Source organism: Acinetobacter junii, from assembly GCF_018336855.1.
Classification (GTDB): domain Bacteria; phylum Pseudomonadota; class Gammaproteobacteria; order Pseudomonadales; family Moraxellaceae; genus Acinetobacter; species Acinetobacter junii.
This window is the reverse complement of the sequence record NZ_CP059559.1, coordinates 1-18,712: the sequence shown is the minus strand read 5'-3', so window position 1 is coordinate 18,712 and position 18,712 is coordinate 1. Positions and strand designations below refer to the sequence as shown.

The following is an 18,712-nucleotide window of genomic DNA, read 5'->3' as shown; positions in this document are numbered from 1 at the left end:
TTATTTTCCTCCAATCACTTCAGGTTTACGGAGAATACAAACGTATTCTTTGCCAAGTCGCAGAGTGAAAGCATCGTTTACTTTCTCAATCACGATTACATCCCCCTCTTGTCTTGAGTTGGTAAGTTCTTCGTATCCCTCACCATTAACCGCATAAACTGCGGGACGAGGTGAATTTTTCGCAATACGAATAAATGTGAATTGGTCATCATCACTTACGCCAAGAACTTTAATAGATTTGCTTTTAGTGGCATCCATTCCCCATTTTTGGCTTGTCATAGGCAGTTCACCTAAAGCGGGACGAGGTGCATTTTGTTGTGCCAATAAACGATTAGTTCTATTGGCATCTGCATAGTTAAAGCGCAGTACATAAACTGGCTGTGAACTATTGAATAGATTGAAGTAATAATTTCGCTTATCCGTGATTACGGTTAAGTTTGTACGGTTCATGCCTGCTTGTGGTTTTTCCGCAGGCTTGATGAATAGACGATTACCTTGTGGGATTATTTGCCATCCAATCGTGTCACCTGAAGCAACAGTTTGGATAGTTTCATTTCCAAACTCGACAGTAGTTGAAATACCAAAAGTCGTTGATAGTTCAACAACGTGACTTTCAGAATACGGAACAACTTTAATGCGGTTGTCCGTTTTCAAACCAACAGGAATTTGACGAGCAAAAGTTGGCGCTGAAGCAATGCACGTTGCTGTAAGTAAAATGCTTATAAGGGTCTTTTTCATATCCGATTACCTTATTAATTATTAGAAGTCTGTGCCACAGGCTCAGAAGCAGTGCTTGCTTCAGGTTTAGGCAATGGTTGAGTAACTGGGTTTTGAGTAACTAACGCATCATTTGATGAGTTTTGCGTTAAGTTCCAGTTCTTAAACTTCACGCCAAATGGGTTAATCCAACGATCTTTTACGTTGAGATCGTCAAAGTTGTCAGTGATATAGTCAGCCGTCACTGTGTAGCTGTACTGGCGAATTTCAGCACCTTTAATAACGGTTGTTTTAAAGTTGGCTTGAACTTTATTGTTGCCAAGAAAGTTGACAGCAATAACTTTAGGAGTGATTGAGCCAGTTTCACCTAGTTGGTTGTAAGGTGAGTTTTGATTCATTCCGCTAACTTCATTTTCAAAGTCGGTACGATCTTGGCTATCTAAGAAAATAGAAGCTTTGCTGTACTGTGCCGAAAGTTGGTCTTTACCAACTTTGCCGTAATAGCCATAGCGATTGCTGATAGTGTCCCAAAAGTAAGAGGTCACTAATTTTTCAATAAGTTTAGGGTCAGTAGTTGAATCAAACTTTTCTACACTGGTCATAATTCCAGTTTCAGAATCAATTACAGCAATCATAGGAACTGGTTGTTTTAAAGGTGTTAATCCTTTAATTGCGATACCTTGAGCAACATTACCTATACCTAGAACGGTCGCTAAACCAAGAACCCAAATAGTGATTTTACCGTTACGATTTTCAGACTTTTTAGTATTGTCTTGAATCTCTTTAATTTGAGCGTCTAACTGCGCTTTTTCTTGTGGTGTCATTAGCGTTTACCTCCACGACCAAAACTTTTAACCATATTGGTGCCTGAACTGGTGATACTTGAAGTCGCACTGGTTGAAGCTTCAAAGCCACTGCCGACCAAAGAAATTGCAATCTTTGGAACAAGCCAAAACAGCCCAATAACAACGATCAAAACAATTACCATGATGAAAGCCCCAGTAAACGTACTGCCGTTTTCATTAAGGTTTTGAATGCCTGCGACAACTGAAGTAAGCACTAAGTCACAGCTCACAATCAGCAAAAGAAGAACAACAAGAGGGGTTAAAATTGCTTGTAGCCAGTTTGTGGCATATCTGCGAGTTGCAGGGAACATTGCACATGCAAGAAAAATCGGTGCAACTGCGATTAGAATGCCAATAATGACTTTACAGATAATCCAAATTAAGAAGAATAAACCGCAGACAACGCAGGCTAAACCAAAAATCAAGCTATAGATCAGGACGAAGAAGAAGCCCGAAACGACATTGGTAATACCTGTATCAATGTTATTAAAAGCTAATGCGATAGATTCAAAGATAATAGATACAAAAGACTGCAATGTTGTTTTTGAATCTGTACCTGTCATTTCAGTAATCAGGTTCGGTACATCATCGAGGAATACTTCAGCAACGTATGGAAAGAAAGCATCCCATGAAAATACGATTGACCAAATCAACAGCATAATAACGAAAGTGGCTATCACACCCTGAATTTCTACAGCCATGCCTAACATCATTTTAATAGCTTGGAACGAGATCCAAATAATGATAAAGCCTGCAAAAACTGGAATGATTGGAGCTGTGACTTTCTGATAGTAACCTTGCAAATTGTCTTTAATGTTTTTATCAACACCAGTAATCAGACTATCAACAACTTTGTCTAATTCAGACATACCGTTTTTAGTCACTTCAGATACGTTTTTAGATATTTCATTACCTTTAGAACTAGAATTACCAGTCGGAATAGTCACAGAACCGTCAGAATTAGTTGTAACACCGCCATTGCCTAAGTCTTGTGGATTGGTAAAGTTATCGACCGCATAAGCCGAGCTAAAGCTAAGAAAACTAAACAGAAGCAAGAAAGCATAGATAATCTTTTTCATAATGACCTCAACGAATTACTGGAATTTCGGGCGGGTTTTTTGAAGTCTTTAAGAAAAAGTTTTGTGTATCTGATTTTCTTAATTTTCCGTCTGAATAGACAAAACAATCAGTAGTCAAAGAACCCTCATAGCAATATGTATCGTCTTTAACGAATGTTAAAACCCCGCTTGATTCACCAGTAAATTTAGGCAACTTTGCAGGGTTATATTGGTTCATGTTTTGGATTTGATAATTGACTTTTTTTACTGGGAAATTGCCCTGTTTATCAGCTTCAGAAATCACATAGTACGAATAAAAAAATTCAGATTTTGGAGTGTGTTCGGGAACCCATACGCCTGAAATGTCAGGCTTAGAAGTGAAACAGCCAGTTAGACCTAAAGCGACAACCGCAGAAGCTAGACCGAGTTTAATTTTATTGATTTCCATTTTGCTGTTCTCTCTCATAAGTTAGAACACCGCTTTCACTACCAAGCTTTAGCTTTCCATCTACAAGCTGAAAACAAGCATCGTTAGGCGCACAAAGCAAACCGTTATCAGGTTTAAACTTCATGTCTGTAAAAACGCCTTTAGCTAAAATAGTGACGGTGTAAACGTCTTTAGTTGTGCTTTTATCAATAATGATTCGATCATTGATAATTACGTCATTTGCTGATTGCGATTGTTGCCCTATTGGGTTCATCCAAACGCCTACATAGTCATCCCCTTTCACTTCAGGCGCTTTAGGCTCGTCAGAACAAGCCGTCAAAACTAAAGCCGTAGCGATCGGAAGTAATAGTTTTTTCATACGACATTACCCCCAGTTTTTACCGTTTTAATTACTTGAGCGAATGGGTCAGAGATTTGATTTTCAGCGCTTGGGATTGGTTGATATACGCAAGCGCATGGTGATTTTTTTAATCCCTTTTGTGATGATGTATTTGTGGCACAGGCTGTAAGTGCTGTTAGGCTCAAAATGCCCATTGTGACGAAGATTTTTTTCATAGTTCTAGCCTTATCGGTTATAGAGTTATAACAGTATAACTCTATAAGTTTAAAAATAGAACAAGTTTACTAAAATCTAACTATTTCAACTGTTTCAAATGGTAAACAAAAAAATAACATTCTTATTATTAAGTATTAATATTCAATTACTTAATTGTAATTATTTACTATTGAGTATAAAGGCTCGAAAGTTTACGCACGTATTGGGAATGCTTCAGCATACCCAATGCTAAGTAAAGCTTTGAGCAATCAACCGACTGTAGGTAAGGGCTACCGTTCCCGCAGGCACAGAGGGCGATAGTTAATTTATTTTGATCTTATGAATAATAATTAAGCGTGGGGTGATACCCCTTATTTAGAGTTATAACTCTATGATATTTCAATGGATAACAAAAAAAAGGTTTTGATTGTTATAAGGAAATTGTGAAATAGCGCACAAAGAAAAAGCCCCGATAGTCTTGCAACTATCGGGGCTTTGTTCTATATTCTTCGGTACACAGTTATTTGATGCGGTAAACATCATCTAACGAAGATCATAAGGTTTGGCGACCGTTATGATTTCACCTGAAAGGCTTGTACCTGAACTCTATTATTGCATTTATATTAGATTTTGCAAGTCATACAATGAAAAAACTTCGTTAATTTAGTGTCTATTCGTGTATCAAATAAGCGCATTGTTTATTTGCCGAGCTTCGTCTACTCCTGTGTTTTATAAAGTTTGTGTTTGTAAGTGCATTGCCTTAAATGGGTCAACAATGGCATAGAGTTTTAAAGACGGTTGGTGTAGCAGGAGGATACAAGTGACGGCAGTATCACCAACGCAAGAGTTAAGCACCTAGCCAGTGTAAAACGCCCGCTTGCTGATGAACGCACAATAGGCGGGGACGCAGGGAATACGCTAGGAACTGGCATAAATAAGACGTTGGGGAAACCCTCCTTGAGATTGCCGACCTAGTGAGTGAGCTAATGCGTGTGCAGGGGAGCTGTAAGGCTCTAAATACTCACTTGCTGTTATGCCCTTACATTGGCATACAGTGTCGATTGAAAGCGATGTCGGCTCCGACAGCAATGCTACAACGGCAATATTCAAGATAGCCATTTTAAGCAATTTTTTTTGCTTAGGCTATCTAGGGTGAATATTGCCGAAATCTGCTCAATCTCACCAACCGCAAGGCGGTTGAAGCGAAGCGAAAACGACTAAGGTTGTGAGGTTGAAGCAGATAAGCGCCTTATTGTAATAGCGCCTATTCCCAGTACATATATAAGTATTGCTTATATACAGTTTTACTTATAAAGACTTTAAATAACAAACTATTAGAACAATAGAGAACAATTACAAAAGTATCTAAAATACCCCTTGATTGTTTTGTGAGTACAAATTAATATATGCATAAATAGTTAGGGAATATACCTATGATTAAATCTACTAAAGGTAAGACAAGATCAACAATGATTGGTAATCAAAACAGTGTTAAAGAAGTTGTCAAAGAAGATAGATTTCAAACACGTATGAACCATGAAGATAAGTTGAAACTTATTAAATTCTGCAAAGATAACAATTTAAGCCAAACAGATTTTTTAATTAATTCAATGGTCGATAAAGGCATTCTTCCTGAAAGCAGACGATCAGTAAAAACAACAGACAATACTTAATTTAAAGGAAAAGAACATGAGCAATAACACTGAAAAATTATCTAAAGTAATCGCATTGGTTAATCAGAAAGGCGGTGTATCTAAAACAACGACTTCAATTAATTTAGCTATGGGCTTATCTCTACGTGGGTATGACGTACTGTTAGTTGACGGTGACCCGCAAGCTAGTTCACTTGACTGGGCTACTGTACGTGAAGAAGCAGATATTGATTTAGGCTTTACTGTTATTGGTGTACCAAAAACCAACTTAGCCAAAGAGATTGCTAAAATTAAATCAAAATATGACTTTGTAATCACTGACAGCGCAGGCAGACAGTCAGAATTAACACGCCTTGCTATTGTAGCTTGTGACGTTGCGATCGTTCCAAATACGACAAGTCCATTGGATGCTTGGGCTACTAAAGAAACCTTAAAATCAATCAATGAAATTAAGGGCTATCGTGATTTTTCAGCTTACTTTTTATTGAGTGGCGTAAACCCACAAACTAAGGTCTTTAATGAGGTTAAAGAGTGGTTAGCTGAAAGTTACCCTTTACCAATTTTGGACACTAAGATTGCGTTACGAACTGCTTTTTCACGTTCATTGGGCGAGGGCTTGTCTATCTATGAATATAAAGATGATCATGGGAAACAGGATAAGAAAGCAATTGCCGAAGTCGATGCTTTAATTGATGAAATTTTACAACGTGAGGGAATGACTGAATGAAAGCACCTAAAGGCAATGCTACTGTGACCAGTAGCAATGCCCATATTGCAAATGAAAAGGCTCACATTGTTAATTCTTTGAACTTTGACAAAATTCAAAAAATTAAGATCAATCCCGATCTATACAAAAAGATCGAGAAAGTAGCGGATAAAAGAAAAGTCGTACTAGCAGATATTGCTAGATCGGCTTTGGACTTCTATTTAAACAATCCAAGTGCGCCATACAGTGAAGAATTAAGTAAGGGTAATTCTAAGCAATTAATCTACACCATTAATCACTTGTATGATGTGAAGATAAACAGCTTTAAGGCTGTTCATGGTATCAACCGAAGTGACCAAATTAGACAGGCATTATCGGCTTGGCTTATCAATGAAAACTTATTAAAGCTTGATGAAAATTAAGGGCTTGATATGAACCTAAATGATCTAAAAAATAAGGTGATCATAAATAATGAAATTGATCAAAAAAACTTTGATTACCTAATTACACAGGTAGATCAGGTTGCAATTGAGTACGCTATAAATGAATTGGAGAGCCAAAATAAGCGACCCTATCTATCTAATATTTTTAAGTTGCTAGAAATACCGCCCCGCCAATAAGTGGGGCTTATTTGTCTTTGGAGGGACTGACATGCAGAAAATTATAATCAGGGTACTTATCATCACTGGCTTTTTAATGCCTGCAATTATTATGTTCTTTTTCCCTAGCTTAACTGGGACTAAGTTTTTTTGGTTAAGTATGCTTGTATTCTGTTTTCTAATTTTGCGAATACGTGGAATTTTGCTACTTTTGGGCATTACTTATGCCAGTCTATCTTCTATGTTTTCCCGCCATTAAAACCGCCCTACCCTATTAATTAAAACCGTTTTAGCACGTATGGACTTGCAATTTCATTGCTTGGTCCATACTTGGCCAAAACTCTTACTGTGAAAAATCATATTCCGATGCTTGGTCAAAACTGCAAGTATGCAGTCTTGACCAGGCATCTACTTTATTGAATGATTTAAGTGGGTTATGAGTGCGGGGGGAATGTCAAAAAGGTCAGTCCATATTTTTTATAGTACCGCCAACTAAAGTTATAGGTATCCATTTAAAATCGTATCGTTCATAACTACCTTTTGCCCCATACCAATACAAGTGATAGTGCGCCCGCCTTAAATGTGGTCTGCGGTGTACTTTTGATGATTGTTTAGAATATTCAGTTAATTGATCATTTACGGCTTTAATCTGCTTAGACATTTCCTTGCCTGCAATAAAAGGCTTGTACTTTTGGGCTTCAAATAATCTAGGCACACGCTTTACGGTCTGAACGCCTACCCTTTCCTTATGGTTGTCAGGAAGCAATGGGACATAATCAGGCTTAGATAAACTGAACCAAAGCAAAATATTGATAAGTTGCTTTTGTAGGGATTGGTATTGATCTATTTCATTTTCATCTAATATTGAACGGTCATCATGAAATTCATCTATGAAATCTGATAAACAATCTTCTATAGCTTTTTCTTCATTGACTAATAAGACGATCGTTCGAGTTAAACCAGTATCAAGAAAAATCGTAGATACTAAAACTTTTTGATAGCAAAGTTCAGTTAAGGTAAATATCACTCCATAAATTTTAGATTGCTGAAAGTGCAAATCAAAATTATCAGTTTGAACGTAAATGCACAGCTCAGGAACATTGATCAAAAAGTTTGGCAAATTGCCCTCAAATTTACTTTTTGTTAGTTCAGTTGCTACCTCATTTTCAAATCTATAAATATTCTTTGTCAGCATCCAAGAACCGAGCGTGACCAGTTCACCAGTAGGACAAGGCAAATTATTGATTAGATGATCGGGAATTGCATCACCAACATTTAAACCTTTTTGCCAGTCTGGAGCATAGCAGTCTAAGCCTGCATATATCCAATCATCCCAAGTGACCAAAGAACTGATTTTTTTATCATCGTTTTTATACTTGATAGCCTTTGATTCAATCTTATTAAAGATACCCTTAAAACTTGCTTTCAAGTGTTGGCAACGTGCAGTAACGACCTTTAAAGGTATTGCAAATTCATTAGATAAGTTCGCCATGAAGCCCTGCCCTGCTTTTAATTAAGTAATTCTATAACACTATATCTAGTGCGGATCTCATACCTACTAGCCACTATATATAGTGTTTCTACTATCGCCCTCTATGCCTGCGAGAACGGTAGCCCTTGCCTACAGTCGGTTGATTGCTCAAAGCTTTACTTAGCATTGGGTATGCTGAAGCATTCCCAATACGTGCGTAAACTTTCGAGCTAATATTATACCTAAGTTGTATTGTACTCACAAATCATATTATGCGTATTAATGTTAATTAGTATAGCAGTAATAATAATTTCAAAAGTTTACATATATTGTTTTGTACTCACAAATCATTATATGTATAATGTATTTATTAAGTCGATTGGCGACTTAAATAATAGGTGATTAATTATGAACAATATTTTCACAAAGTTGGATACTAAAAAAATAGTTATTGAACTACTAAATGCTTTTGAAAAAGCAAACTTCGATTACTACTCAAGAGCCTATCTTGAAAGTCCAAAAGGTACATTTTGCGTGTCCTTTGGAAACTGTCAAATGCAAGATGCAAACATTATTACTATCGAGGAAAATATTAAAAATGGGTGGTTTTAATAAAAAAAAAGAGATGAATAACGCTTGTTACTCATCTCTCAGATAATGGGGGGTATTGAAATAGCGTTAGAAGGACTGCTCCAGACTTTCCAGTTCCATCATCAGTTCCAGCATCTGTTCCTTGGCTGTTTCCAGTTTGGCTTTCAGCTCGGTTTGCTCATTCATCAGTTTGAGCAAATCATTTTTACGTGAGGCTTCATATAAAGCACTGTCACCCAGTAAAGTTTCAATTTCAGCCAGACGCGGCGTAACCTTTGCAATCTGTGCTTCGCATTTTTCGATATTTTTACGAATCGGGCGGCTCAGTTCCCGCTGGCGTGCCGCTTCCTTACGCTGTGCTTCTTTGTCCAGTTTGGAAATGGTTGCTTTGACTTCGACCTGAGATTTCACCGGCTCGGCTGGCTTCTGCCCGTTTTTGATCATCTCAATGCGGGCCTGACGTAACCAGTCGGCATAAGCGGTCAGATCACCGTCAAATTCACGGCATTGACCATTATGTACCAGCAGCAATTCATCACAGACACTGGCAATCAGCTGGCGTTCATGCGATACCAGCACCACAGCACCTTCAAAATCCTGCAAGGCCATGGTCAATGCATGACGCATATCCAGATCTAAATGGTTGGTCGGTTCATCCAGAATCAACACGTTTGGACGCTGCCAGACAATCAATGCCAGAGCCAGACGGGCACGTTCACCGCCTGAGAAACTTTCACTTGGCGTATCCATGCGTTCGCCGCTAAAACCAAAACTGCCCAGGAAAGAACGTAAGCTGGCTTCACTGATTTTTTTATCGGCAATACGGGCCAGCTGTAACATCGGGCTAGCATTGCCATCCAGTGCATCCATTTGGTGTTGGGCAAAGTAGCCAATATTGAGCAGTTCCGAGTCTTTGCGCAGACCCTGAAGCAATTTTAAATCACCGACCAGCGATTTAATTAGGGTAGATTTACCGGCACCATTCATCCCGAGCAAACCAATCCGGCTGCTTGGCGTGATCTGTAAATTGACATTGGTGACAATCAGCTTGTCACCATAACCAATATCGGCATGTTCCAGTTGCAATAAAGGCGAACTCATTTTGGTCGGTTCACGGAAACTGAAGGTAAATGGTGTATCAACATGGGCAGCAGACAGTTCCTGCATACGCTCCAGCTGTTTGATCCGGCTCTGTGCCTGCTTGGCTTTGGTGGCTTTCGCTTTAAAACGGTCAATATATTTTTGCAGATGTGCGCGGGTTTCCAGCTGCTTTTCATAAGCCTGTTGCTGCTGCGCCAGACGTTCACTGCGGGTACGCTCGAAGGTCGAGTAGTTACCGGTATATAAAATCAGTTCCTGATTTTCAATATGTAAAATATGGTCGGTAATCGCATCGAGAAAATCCCGGTCATGCGAAATCAGCACCAGCGTACCTTCATAGGCTTTCAGCCAGTCTTCGAGCCAGAGAATGGCATCCAGGTCTAAATGGTTGGTCGGTTCATCAAGAAGGAGTAAATCGGAACGGCTCATCAGGGTACGCGCCAGATTCAGGCGCATGCGCCAGCCACCAGAAAAACTTGAAACATCCAGTTGGGATTGATGTTCAAAAAAGCCCAGACCGGCCATCAGTTGCGAAGCTTTGGCCGGCGCAGAATAACCTGAAATTTCATCAAAACGGCCATATAAATGCGCCAGTTCTGCATCATCCAGTTGATCTGGCTGCTCCAGTTTCTGCTGAATATCCCAGTATTCTTCATCGCCGGACAAGACGAAATCAATGGCTTTCATATTCAGCGCTTTGATTTCCTGTGCCATATGCGCCACGGTCCATACCGCAGGACGGGTCAACGAACCGGTGTCTGACTCCATGCCGCCGAGCAAAGCTGAAAACAGGGTCGATTTCCCGGCACCATTGACACCGGTTAGGCCAATTTTCCATCCTGGGTGTAACTGCATCGACGCTTTTTGAAATAAAACACGTCCACCGCGACGTATAGATAACTGGTCTAACTGAATCATTGAGAAATCAAAGCTAAGAAATAAGATGCGCCTATTCTAAAGGAAAGCCTTGTGAAAATGAAGAACTTGCAAAATTATTGTCCCAGCCGACACAGCTGTAGCTCCTCTTAAAAAAGAGGCTTTTTTTTAATCAAACCCGAGTTGCGCTATGATTTTAGGGATCAATCATCTTGTTTCTCCATATCTTAAACAAGCTGATGCGTTGACCTGTGTCAAATATTCAATCATTAAGCACTTAATCAATTGCCTTGTCGTCACCTCAAAAGTCGCATCAATTGATCGGCTGTTTGAGCAATCAAACCAAACATCAAATGACTCATCACCTTAGCGTGACCTCGATAATAAATCACCCGACCGCCAAACTCATCCTTTAAACGGGCATTACTGCGTTCAGCACTGCTACGGGTTTTATATCGCTGTGCTTCCGCTTTGCAAAATTCTATTTTTTCACCCTGACGCTTGTTGTGATCAATCAACGGAACACGACCTCTTGATCTCACAAACTCTCGAATATCCGTACTACAATAACCTGCATCCATCAGCTCATAACATGCCGTAACACGCTGTTCACTCATCAACGATAACGGCAGGGCAACACGACTATCATGAACGACCGCACCCGTCAGATAAGCACTGATCACTACACCACAACATGCTGTATCTAAATGAAGCTTGTAGCCTTTGGTACTCTCAGAATACCCTTTTGAGTTCGTTTTTGTGCCAACAGAACAGCCCGTAGGTAAATCTCGGAGCATTTCAGGAAGTGTCTGTGTGAGTTGAATCTGAATGGCAGTTAATATTTTAGTGGTCAAGGTCTTAGGCGAGTTGAATGCAGGGCGACCTCGTTTTTTGGCAGGCGGTTTTACAACAGGAGGGAGAACTATTTTCTCAACACCTTCGCGTGCTGGAATCATGGTTGCATCACGGCTAATATGACCGATTAACGTATCCGCAAGATTGGACTTCACCATCTGCTCATGAACGCGAGTGGTTAGTTTACGCGCTGCAAATTCAGCAAAAACACGGCTAAATGTCCCTTCGCTGGGTAGTTTTTTATACAGATTGAAGCCGCAAATTCGCCGCAATCTACGATCAACTTCTAGGCGTTCAATCAAGCCCCGTGTGGTGACGATACCAAGTTCAGCTTTTGCAATAAAGGCACATGCCAAAGCGCAGCGGTCAGCAGGAGGTCTTCCCACAGCACACCCTTGATATTGGTATACCAAGGATTCGATGTCACTCCACTCGAGCACACGAATAATGCGTTCGAGCTTTGAGCTGATGCCGTCTAAATCGGCTGCGACTAAAGGAATAAGTTCGTATTGTAAGGCTTGAAACCGTTGTTTGAGAAAAGGGCTTAATGTAGTATTCATGCTGTAGATGTTAGGGTGTTGGTTTAGAAGCTCATTTTAACATCTACAACTTTTTTCAAAAAATGTTAATTCAGGCTGTTTGTGGAGTTTTGCAAGTGCCTCTATCTACATAGATAAAGCACCACATGAGTTTTATTTCACCCATGAACATTCCAATATTGCTGAAGCACATCACGAAGCAATTAATCTATTTAAACAAATTTTAGACTTTTACTTTACCTATCTAAAGCAAACATAAGTAAGCCCCGCAAGGGGCTTTTTTAATGCCTGCGGGCTTGGTTCAGATCGGGAGTGACCAAAACCACAGGAAAGGGAAACAACCCACTACAGCGAAAAATAAGAGCAATCAGGGCGCATAACGCTATTACATTAATTTACCTATATTGTTTTGTACTCACAAATCAATATAGGTATAATATATTTGTCAGGTCGATTGGCGATCTAATAAAAAAGGCTTTGAGTTATGACCAGTAAAGAACAACTTTCGTTAGAGTTGCCTATAGTTGAAACAGCTCAATCATACAAAGATATGAAAGGGCTATATAGCGTTGATATTTCCCATATATACCGCTTTTATATTCTCCTTAATTGGTATGGGGTACTAGAAAAAAGCAAAGTGATTAAAGCGGGCAGTGATGCAATTTTTGAATGTGATAATGAAATGATTGCAGATGAAATTTTAAATTGCATTCCGAGCTGTAAAAAAAGAAAGGTTTATCGAGTACCAAATTTTAACCCTATTTATTTTTCAGGAATAGATAAGCCATCGGTAAACCGTTGGAAGTTTTCAGTAGAAAGAAAACTAGGCTATGAAAAATCAATTTACTTTAGATCAGTTGCAAGCCGTTGGGATTATTAACCCCCCTGCCCTAGTCGCAACCCTGCGGGATTGCTTTGTAAGTCCCGCTTAGGGGCAAAGGGGAGTAGTTGCGGTTCTGCGGTCAGCTCGACAAAATCACAGATTTTGTCGGCTTCGCTTGAACCTTGCAACGGTAATCAGGGAGGGAAGAATTTTTATATTTCTTCAGTTCGCAAAGTAGACACTTTGCTCTATTAAGACCGCCTAGAGTGTTACACTTGTTTACATATATTGTTTTGTACTCACAAATCAATTTATGTATAATGTATTTATCAGGTCGATTGGCGACCTCATACAAAAGGTGTACTGAAATGGGTAATAGATGCTTGATTGCTACAACTAAAAAAGATTTAGCTGTGTATCTACATTGGAATGGTGGAATTGAAAGCGTAGCACCATTTTTAAAATATTGTGAATTGCAGGGGCATAGACCGCCTGAAAGCGATAGTTACGGATGGGCTAGATTATGCCAAGTAATTGGTAACTTTTTCGGAGGTACAAACTCAATAGGGATAAGCAAATATTATGAGAGTACCGAAGATAACGGCACATATTTTATTAAAAACTGGCGTGTGATTGGTCGTGAATTTAATAATATGGAAAGAATGAATGCAATGCTAAAAGACATTGATAGCCGACAACCAGTAGAAAGCCAGTTAGGAGAGTTTTTAGATTCAAGTGAAGTTTTAACCAGTGATTTAAAAGTCAATGATCAAGTGTTTGTCTTTTCGGGTCAGGGTTATAAAAAACTTACTGTTGTTGGTTTTGGGGTCGATAAAGTTGTGAACGGTACGAATGTAAAAGGCTTACCGATCGTTTCATTATTTGAACGTGATGGAAAATATGACCACAATATAAATAATTATATAACAACCGAAACCGCCCATAGAGCGAATTAATAAAGAAGCCCCGCAAGGGGCTTTTTTAATGCCTGCGGGCTTGGTTCAGATCGGGAATGACCAAAACCACAGGAAAGGAAAACAACCCGCTACAGCGCAAATCTGAAGCATTCAAGACACACAATAAAAATTACACTTGTTTACATAAATTGTTTTGTACTCACAAATCAATTTATGTATAATGTATTTATCAGGTCGATTGGCGACCTCATACAAAAGGTACTCGAAAATGAAAAAATTTACTCAAAATGAAAAAGGTCAAATGTTCTATGAGGGCAGTTTGGTTTTAACTGCTAAAGACGGTTCGGTTTTTTTTGTATCAACTGAAATGCTTGTATGTAAGGCGTATCGAGCAAAAGCAAAAAAACCATTTATCAATACTCACTACAGAACAATTGAGCGTTTAAAACAAGCCGTTGGGGAAAGTATCCAATCATGTAATGCAAGATATGAGCAAAAATTACAGAACAAAGAAAAAACCGCAGAGCGTTTAAAAAAATTCCGTGAAGAACTACAGGTAGGCGATGTTTTATCTACATGCTGGGGCTATGAACAAACTAACGTAGAATTTTATCAAGTGGTATCTAAGAAAGGCGCATTTTGTGAAGTTCGGGAAATTGCTAAACGCTCACATGATACGGCTTTTATGCAAAGTGAAGTATCACCAAAGCAAAACGAATTTATAGGCGAACCAATTAAAAAGAAAATTTTAGACGGCTATATCATGATCACAAGCTATATCAGAGCGACACCGCACGAATACGAAACACTAGCAACAGGCACAAAGGTTTATAAGCGCAGTTATGTTTCATCATACGCATAATTAAAAGAAGCCCCGCAAGGGGCTTTTTTAATGCCTGCGGGCTTGGTTCAGATCGGGAGTGACCAAAACCACAGGAAAGAGAAACAACCCGCTACAGCGCAAATCTGAAGCATTCAAGATACACAATAATAATTACACTTGTTTACATATATTGTTTTGTACTCACAAATCAATTTATGTATAATGTATTTATCAGGTCGATTGGCGACCTCATACAAAGGAATTAAAAAATGACTGATTTAGTTTTGTTGACTGATGAAGAAATCGCAGACATGAGCTATGACAGCTTTAATAAAACCGACCTAGTTGCTATGCAGTCAATGCAAGAAAGCGAATTTCCACGCTATACAGTTGCAATGGCTCATACAATTTATGTATGGGAAAATATCTTATATCAAGAAGCAAGCCGATTATGTGAAAGCTATGACGGGGGAGTATGGGAAACTAAAAACGGCTTTTGGACTTTGCAATCTGATTCAATTTTTTATATGGAAAATGGATGGAACGAAGCGTTTAACCTGAATGCCCTAGAATTTTCAATTGTGGTAAATTTATTTGCATTGTCTAAAATTGCAATGATGACATACAGCTCAAAACCTGCAATCAATCGCAGAGCCGTTTTTTTTAGTGATTACATAAAAGACGTTATACATAAAAATAGGAATGTTTTAGATACTACAGCAATTTATAAATTGATTTATTAAAAGAGAAGAAGCCCCGCAAGGGGCTTTTTTAATGCCTGCGGGCTTGGTTCAGATCGGGAGTGACCAAAACCACAGGAAAGGAAAACAACCCGCTACAGCGCAAATCTGAAGCATTCAAGACACACAATAAAAATTACACTTGTTTACATATATTGTTTTGTACTCACAAATCAATTTATGTATAATGTATTTATCAGGTCGATTGGCGACCTCATACAAAAGGTACTTAAATATGAAAACTCAAGTTTCACCCAAGACAGTTTTAAATCTAGTAGAAAATGTTTTGAGAACAAAAAAAAATGCCATGATCGTTATGCAGGGTATTTATTTAAAGAAAGGTAAAGCCGAAATATTCATCACGATTGGACAAGTTAAATTAATCACTGTGTTTTTTAAAGGTCGCACAGAGTTACTTTTAACCGCTTTAAAACATGACAGCATGGACGAAGCAGAACACCAAGCCAAAGACTTTATAGAACAAATTAACGAAGTTCTGGACGAAGTAGAGAAACGAAATTAAAAGAAGCCCCGCAAGGGGCTTTTTTAATGCCTGCGGGCTTGGTTCAGATCGGGAATGACCAAAACCACAGGAAAGGAAAACAACCCGCTACAGCGCAAATCTGAAGCATTCAAGGCACACAATAAAAATTACACTTGTTTACATATATTGTTTTGTACTAACGAATCAATTTAGGTATAATGTTTTTATTAAGTCGATTGGCGACTTAAATTAAAAAGGTATTGAATTATGAACGACCAAAATAACAATGATGCAATCAAAGCAGAACGCTTAAAGCGTTATGAAGAACGCCAACAAAACCGCTTAGATCGTTATGAAGCTTTAGCTGATAAAGCAACAGTAAAAAGCACAGTATTGGCGACACGTTCAAATCAAATGGCTGAATGTATACCGTTTGGACAACCAATTTTAGTTGGTCATCATAGTGAAAAACGAGATAGAAACTTTCGTTCTAAAATTCACTCTATTATGGGTAAATCAGTTCAGGAAATGAAGAAAGCCGAATACTATCAAAATAAAGCTGATAGCGTAGGCAAGGGCGGTATTTCAAGTGACGACCCTAATGCAATAGAAAAACTTAAAAGTAAGCTTGAGAAGTTACAGCAGGCGCAAGAGTTAATGAAAAAGGCTAACAAGTTAATTAAAAAATTTCCCGAACACAATGCACGTTTAGAGGGATTAATTGAGCTAGGTTTTTCTAAAGAAAAAGCTATAGACGTATTAAATCCTAAATATGGCTCAATTGGTTTTGCAAGCTATTCACTTCAGAATAATAATGCAGAAATTAACCGATTGAAAAAGCGTATTGCAGAATTGCAAACACTTGAAAATAGAACTTCAAATGAAGTTGAGAACGATCTTTATAAATATACAGAATGCAAAATCGAAAATCGTTGCATGTTTATATTTGATGGTAAACCTACGGAGGAAATACGCCAAATTTTAAAGAGTAATGGTTTTAAATGGTCACCAAGTCGGGGCGCTTGGGTACGCCAGTTAAATGCAAATGGGATATACGCATCTAAACGAGTAATAAGCCTTATAGATCAATTATAATAAAGTAAGCCCTGCGGGGCTTTCTTTGCTAATCAATGAAGCAATTTAAGGAAAAGTTAAAATGATTGAAAAATTATCTTTTGTTGGGCTAAAGGTGATCGAGTGTTTTAAAGATGCTGGGTTAGATCAAGTTTACATTGATGATAAAATAGAGGAGTTTTCTACATTAAATAATTATGAATCATTACACAAAGCGCTAAGAATACTTGATGATAAAAACATGCACAGACTAGCCAAAAAACTAGGCGTACATATTGAAGATTTAGAATCAACATTACTGGTTTTAAATCAAATATAGAAACCAAAAAAGTGGTGATAAAGTCGCCCGCAATTTTTTTGCGGGTGATATTCCAATGAAGCAAAAAAATTGCGGTTCATTGCGAATCAAATTTAGGGTTATGTAAAAAGCATAATCTTAACAGGTAAGAGCTAACATAAATTTATTGAGGTCACTAATATGAATAATGCACACTTTAAACTAGAGTGTTTTAAGAATGGTCTATATAGTCCTGAACAAGTAATAGGCTTTTATAATACGATTTATAAAGGAAATACAAAGTTCAATAAACGTGATGCTCAACTATGGATGAATGGGAAATCATGGGGTATCTATGTCATAGATCAGACAGCTATTGAAATGATAAACATGCTAAATAAAATTAGAAGTGAACTTATTGCAGACGAAAAAAAGAGAATCGAAAAAAATAAACCACGATATACAAAAATGTTTAAAGCTGAAGTTGATTTATGGGAAGTTCATAAAGAACTAATAAATTTGCCACTTAACTTTTTTCATTCAATATTGATCGAAATGAATATGTTTGAAGTTGAATATTACGGAAATTTAAGCATATTGGAGGACGATAAAAATGAGTATTAAGTTTATTTTTGTATGGGTTAAAATTTTAGGATTAGCACTAATATCAATGTTGGCGGGCTATAAAATTGGAGGGTTTATATTAAGCTTATTTATTACAGATTTTGAAGCCTATGAACAGTACAAAAACTTTATTTCGCTATCTCAATTTTCATTATCATTACTGTTTGGATTGGGTATTGTATATATATATAAAGATGAACTCAAAGATAAGAAATAGAGCAAAGTGTCTACTTTGCGAACTGAAGAAATATAAAAATTCTTCCCTCCCTGATTACCGTTGCAAGGTTCAAGCGAAGCCGACAAAATCTGTGATTTTGTCGAGCTGACCGCAGAACCGCAACTACTCCCCTTTGCCCCTAAGCGGGACTTACAAAGCAATCCCGCAGGGTTGCGACAAAAGATAATATATTTCAATTTTAGTTATCCAGTAGTAACACTTCCTGAATTATCAACTAAAGTGCTTTTTGATTTTTTTGCTTGTTCACGATCATTAATAAATTTGTCACCTGAAGCTTTCAAACTATCAAAATAACTTGAGTTATTTTTTGCATTTTCAATAGCACTTAAAAGCATCCCAGTGATAATGCCTTTATCTTCAGATGGGAAGTCTACCATTTCAAAAAGAGCGCCAATTGTAATAAGCTTGTGTTCACGTTTTTTTCGATCTTTGGCTTGTGCAACTTGGGCTTCTTTTTTCAAACCTGCAAGAAGTTTTTTTTCATCCTCTTTGATTTTTTCTAACTCTAAACGAGCTTTATATTTTTTGAACTCATTTTTCATAATGCGCTCAAAAGAACTAATTTGCTGTTTTGTTGGTGTACCTGATTCAATATTAGAAACTAAATTTAAGATAAGTTCTTCAGTTTGATTTTTAGTATCTAATTTTTTTAGTCGATCAATTTCTTCACTAACAAACTTCTTTTGATCTTCGGTAAATTTGAAATCCTGAATATTCAT

General features: G+C 37.9%; 22 protein-coding genes. 13 read left to right on the top strand and 9 right to left on the bottom strand.

Annotation, left to right across the window (positions count from 1 at the left end; genetic code table 11):
* Genes H2677_RS15835 through H2677_RS15815 form a run of 5 tightly spaced genes read right to left on the bottom strand, consistent with a single transcriptional unit; the run spans position 1 to position 3,426 of the window.
* Entirely contained in the window at positions 1–738 is a 738-nt protein-coding gene (locus tag H2677_RS15835; RefSeq protein ID WP_005000435.1) for a TrbG/VirB9 family P-type conjugative transfer protein, read from the bottom strand.
* A gap of 14 nt (positions 739–752) precedes the next feature.
* Complete coding sequence (locus H2677_RS15830; protein ID WP_005000436.1) at positions 753–1,541, bottom strand: VirB8/TrbF family protein; 789 nt, start codon at positions 1,539–1,541, stop codon at positions 753–755.
* Positions 1,541–2,641, bottom strand: a complete 1,101-nt coding sequence (locus H2677_RS15825) for a type IV secretion system protein (protein ID WP_180001616.1) — start codon at positions 2,639–2,641, stop codon at positions 1,541–1,543. The genes H2677_RS15830 and H2677_RS15825 overlap by 1 nt, the downstream gene beginning before the upstream one ends.
* A 7-nt stretch (positions 2,642–2,648) precedes the next feature.
* Positions 2,649–3,068 (bottom strand): hypothetical protein, encoded by a 420-nt coding sequence (locus H2677_RS15820; RefSeq protein ID WP_180001617.1) that lies wholly within the window; start codon positions 3,066–3,068, stop codon positions 2,649–2,651.
* On the bottom strand, positions 3,055–3,426 hold the full coding sequence (locus H2677_RS15815; RefSeq protein ID WP_005000442.1) for a hypothetical protein: 372 nt from the start codon (positions 3,424–3,426) through the stop codon (positions 3,055–3,057). The genes H2677_RS15820 and H2677_RS15815 overlap by 14 nt, the downstream gene beginning before the upstream one ends.
* 1,610 nt (positions 3,427–5,036) lie before the next feature.
* Between H2677_RS15815 and H2677_RS15810 the strand changes: the two genes are divergently transcribed.
* From H2677_RS15810 to H2677_RS15800, 3 genes are read left to right on the top strand one after another with little or no spacing between them, the layout of a single operon-like run.
* A complete protein-coding gene (locus tag H2677_RS15810; RefSeq protein WP_005000443.1) occupies positions 5,037–5,276 on the top strand; it encodes a hypothetical protein in 240 nt (79 codons plus the stop codon).
* Between the two features lie 16 nt (positions 5,277–5,292).
* Entirely contained in the window at positions 5,293–5,982 is a 690-nt protein-coding gene (parA, locus tag H2677_RS15805) for a ParA family partition ATPase (protein WP_005000446.1), read from the top strand.
* Positions 5,979–6,383 (top strand): hypothetical protein, encoded by a 405-nt coding sequence (locus tag H2677_RS15800; RefSeq protein WP_005000449.1) that lies wholly within the window; start codon positions 5,979–5,981, stop codon positions 6,381–6,383. Before parA ends, H2677_RS15800 begins: the two co-directional genes overlap by 4 nt.
* Before the next feature lie 640 nt (positions 6,384–7,023).
* On the opposite strand, the gene H2677_RS15795 is transcribed toward H2677_RS15800, so the two are convergent.
* Positions 7,024–8,052 (bottom strand): hypothetical protein, encoded by a 1,029-nt coding sequence (locus tag H2677_RS15795; protein ID WP_005000195.1) that lies wholly within the window; start codon positions 8,050–8,052, stop codon positions 7,024–7,026.
* Between the two features lie 387 nt (positions 8,053–8,439).
* On the opposite strand from H2677_RS15795, the gene H2677_RS15790 reads away from it, so the two are divergent.
* A complete protein-coding gene (locus H2677_RS15790) occupies positions 8,440–8,643 on the top strand; it encodes a hypothetical protein (protein ID WP_180001592.1) in 204 nt (67 codons plus the stop codon).
* Positions 8,644–8,709: 66 nt separating this feature from the next.
* Here the strand turns inward: H2677_RS15790 and H2677_RS15785 are convergent, their stop codons facing one another.
* Entirely contained in the window at positions 8,710–10,641 is a 1,932-nt protein-coding gene (locus tag H2677_RS15785; RefSeq protein WP_208011817.1) for an ATP-binding cassette domain-containing protein, read from the bottom strand.
* A 254-nt stretch (positions 10,642–10,895) separates the two neighbouring features.
* The gene (locus H2677_RS15780; protein WP_004907341.1) at positions 10,896–12,014 is read right to left on the bottom strand and encodes an IS1182 family transposase; all 1,119 of its coding nucleotides are present in this window, start codon (positions 12,012–12,014) and stop codon (positions 10,896–10,898) included.
* A 463-nt stretch (positions 12,015–12,477) separates the two neighbouring features.
* On the opposite strand from H2677_RS15780, the gene H2677_RS15775 reads away from it, so the two are divergent.
* From H2677_RS15775 to H2677_RS15735, 9 genes are all read left to right on the top strand, one after another.
* On the top strand, positions 12,478–12,873 hold the full coding sequence (locus tag H2677_RS15775) for a hypothetical protein (protein WP_005000189.1): 396 nt from the start codon (positions 12,478–12,480) through the stop codon (positions 12,871–12,873).
* Positions 12,874–13,184: 311 nt separating this feature from the next.
* Positions 13,185–13,772, top strand: coding sequence for a hypothetical protein (locus H2677_RS15770; RefSeq protein ID WP_180001593.1), 588 nt, complete (start codon positions 13,185–13,187; stop codon positions 13,770–13,772).
* Positions 13,773–14,001: 229 nt separating this feature from the next.
* The gene (locus H2677_RS15765; protein ID WP_180001594.1) at positions 14,002–14,595 is read left to right on the top strand and encodes a hypothetical protein; all 594 of its coding nucleotides are present in this window, start codon (positions 14,002–14,004) and stop codon (positions 14,593–14,595) included.
* 230 nt (positions 14,596–14,825) lie between these two features.
* On the top strand, positions 14,826–15,299 hold the full coding sequence (locus H2677_RS15760; protein ID WP_180001595.1) for a hypothetical protein: 474 nt from the start codon (positions 14,826–14,828) through the stop codon (positions 15,297–15,299).
* Positions 15,300–15,531: 232 nt separating this feature from the next.
* Positions 15,532–15,819, top strand: a complete 288-nt coding sequence (locus H2677_RS15755; protein WP_180001596.1) for a hypothetical protein — start codon at positions 15,532–15,534, stop codon at positions 15,817–15,819.
* 228 nt (positions 15,820–16,047) lie between these two features.
* A complete protein-coding gene (locus H2677_RS15750) occupies positions 16,048–16,875 on the top strand; it encodes a DUF3560 domain-containing protein (RefSeq protein WP_180001597.1) in 828 nt (275 codons plus the stop codon).
* Positions 16,876–16,936: 61 nt separating this feature from the next.
* Positions 16,937–17,173, top strand: coding sequence for a hypothetical protein (locus H2677_RS15745; RefSeq protein ID WP_180001598.1), 237 nt, complete (start codon positions 16,937–16,939; stop codon positions 17,171–17,173).
* Positions 17,174–17,332: 159 nt separating this feature from the next.
* Positions 17,333–17,755, top strand: a complete 423-nt coding sequence (locus H2677_RS15740) for a hypothetical protein (protein ID WP_180001599.1) — start codon at positions 17,333–17,335, stop codon at positions 17,753–17,755.
* Positions 17,745–17,972, top strand: a complete 228-nt coding sequence (locus tag H2677_RS15735; protein WP_180001600.1) for a hypothetical protein — start codon at positions 17,745–17,747, stop codon at positions 17,970–17,972. Before H2677_RS15740 ends, H2677_RS15735 begins: the two co-directional genes overlap by 11 nt.
* Before the next feature lie 203 nt (positions 17,973–18,175).
* Here H2677_RS15735 and H2677_RS15730 read toward each other — a convergent pair whose 3' ends face one another.
* Complete coding sequence (locus H2677_RS15730; RefSeq protein ID WP_180001601.1) at positions 18,176–18,712, bottom strand: conjugal transfer protein TraD; 537 nt, start codon at positions 18,710–18,712, stop codon at positions 18,176–18,178.

Excerpts from the sequence above, each read along its gene's own strand:
- H2677_RS15835 (WP_005000435.1), bottom strand. The coding sequence starts at position 738 with ATGAAAAAGACCCTTATAAGCATTTTACTTACAGCAACGTGCATTGCT.
- H2677_RS15830 (WP_005000436.1), bottom strand. The coding sequence starts at position 1,541 with ATGACACCACAAGAAAAAGCGCAGTTAGACGCTCAAATTAAAGAGATT.
- H2677_RS15825 (WP_180001616.1), bottom strand. The coding sequence starts at position 2,641 with ATGAAAAAGATTATCTATGCTTTCTTGCTTCTGTTTAGTTTTCTTAGC.
- H2677_RS15820 (WP_180001617.1), bottom strand. The coding sequence starts at position 3,068 with ATGGAAATCAATAAAATTAAACTCGGTCTAGCTTCTGCGGTTGTCGCT.
- H2677_RS15815 (WP_005000442.1), bottom strand. The coding sequence starts at position 3,426 with ATGAAAAAACTATTACTTCCGATCGCTACGGCTTTAGTTTTGACGGCT.
- H2677_RS15810 (WP_005000443.1), top strand. The coding sequence starts at position 5,037 with ATGATTAAATCTACTAAAGGTAAGACAAGATCAACAATGATTGGTAAT.
- parA (WP_005000446.1), top strand. The coding sequence starts at position 5,293 with ATGAGCAATAACACTGAAAAATTATCTAAAGTAATCGCATTGGTTAAT.
- H2677_RS15800 (WP_005000449.1), top strand. The coding sequence starts at position 5,979 with ATGAAAGCACCTAAAGGCAATGCTACTGTGACCAGTAGCAATGCCCAT.
- H2677_RS15795 (WP_005000195.1), bottom strand. The coding sequence starts at position 8,052 with ATGGCGAACTTATCTAATGAATTTGCAATACCTTTAAAGGTCGTTACT.
- H2677_RS15790 (WP_180001592.1), top strand. The coding sequence starts at position 8,440 with ATGAACAATATTTTCACAAAGTTGGATACTAAAAAAATAGTTATTGAA.
- H2677_RS15785 (WP_208011817.1), bottom strand. The coding sequence starts at position 10,641 with ATGATTCAGTTAGACCAGTTATCTATACGTCGCGGTGGACGTGTTTTA.
- H2677_RS15780 (WP_004907341.1), bottom strand. The coding sequence starts at position 12,014 with ATGAATACTACATTAAGCCCTTTTCTCAAACAACGGTTTCAAGCCTTA.
- H2677_RS15775 (WP_005000189.1), top strand. The coding sequence starts at position 12,478 with ATGACCAGTAAAGAACAACTTTCGTTAGAGTTGCCTATAGTTGAAACA.
- H2677_RS15770 (WP_180001593.1), top strand. The coding sequence starts at position 13,185 with ATGGGTAATAGATGCTTGATTGCTACAACTAAAAAAGATTTAGCTGTG.
- H2677_RS15765 (WP_180001594.1), top strand. The coding sequence starts at position 14,002 with ATGAAAAAATTTACTCAAAATGAAAAAGGTCAAATGTTCTATGAGGGC.
- H2677_RS15760 (WP_180001595.1), top strand. The coding sequence starts at position 14,826 with ATGACTGATTTAGTTTTGTTGACTGATGAAGAAATCGCAGACATGAGC.
- H2677_RS15755 (WP_180001596.1), top strand. The coding sequence starts at position 15,532 with ATGAAAACTCAAGTTTCACCCAAGACAGTTTTAAATCTAGTAGAAAAT.
- H2677_RS15750 (WP_180001597.1), top strand. The coding sequence starts at position 16,048 with ATGAACGACCAAAATAACAATGATGCAATCAAAGCAGAACGCTTAAAG.
- H2677_RS15745 (WP_180001598.1), top strand. The coding sequence starts at position 16,937 with ATGATTGAAAAATTATCTTTTGTTGGGCTAAAGGTGATCGAGTGTTTT.
- H2677_RS15740 (WP_180001599.1), top strand. The coding sequence starts at position 17,333 with ATGAATAATGCACACTTTAAACTAGAGTGTTTTAAGAATGGTCTATAT.
- H2677_RS15735 (WP_180001600.1), top strand. The coding sequence starts at position 17,745 with ATGAGTATTAAGTTTATTTTTGTATGGGTTAAAATTTTAGGATTAGCA.
- H2677_RS15730 (WP_180001601.1), bottom strand. The coding sequence starts at position 18,712 with ATGAATATTCAGGATTTCAAATTTACCGAAGATCAAAAGAAGTTTGTT.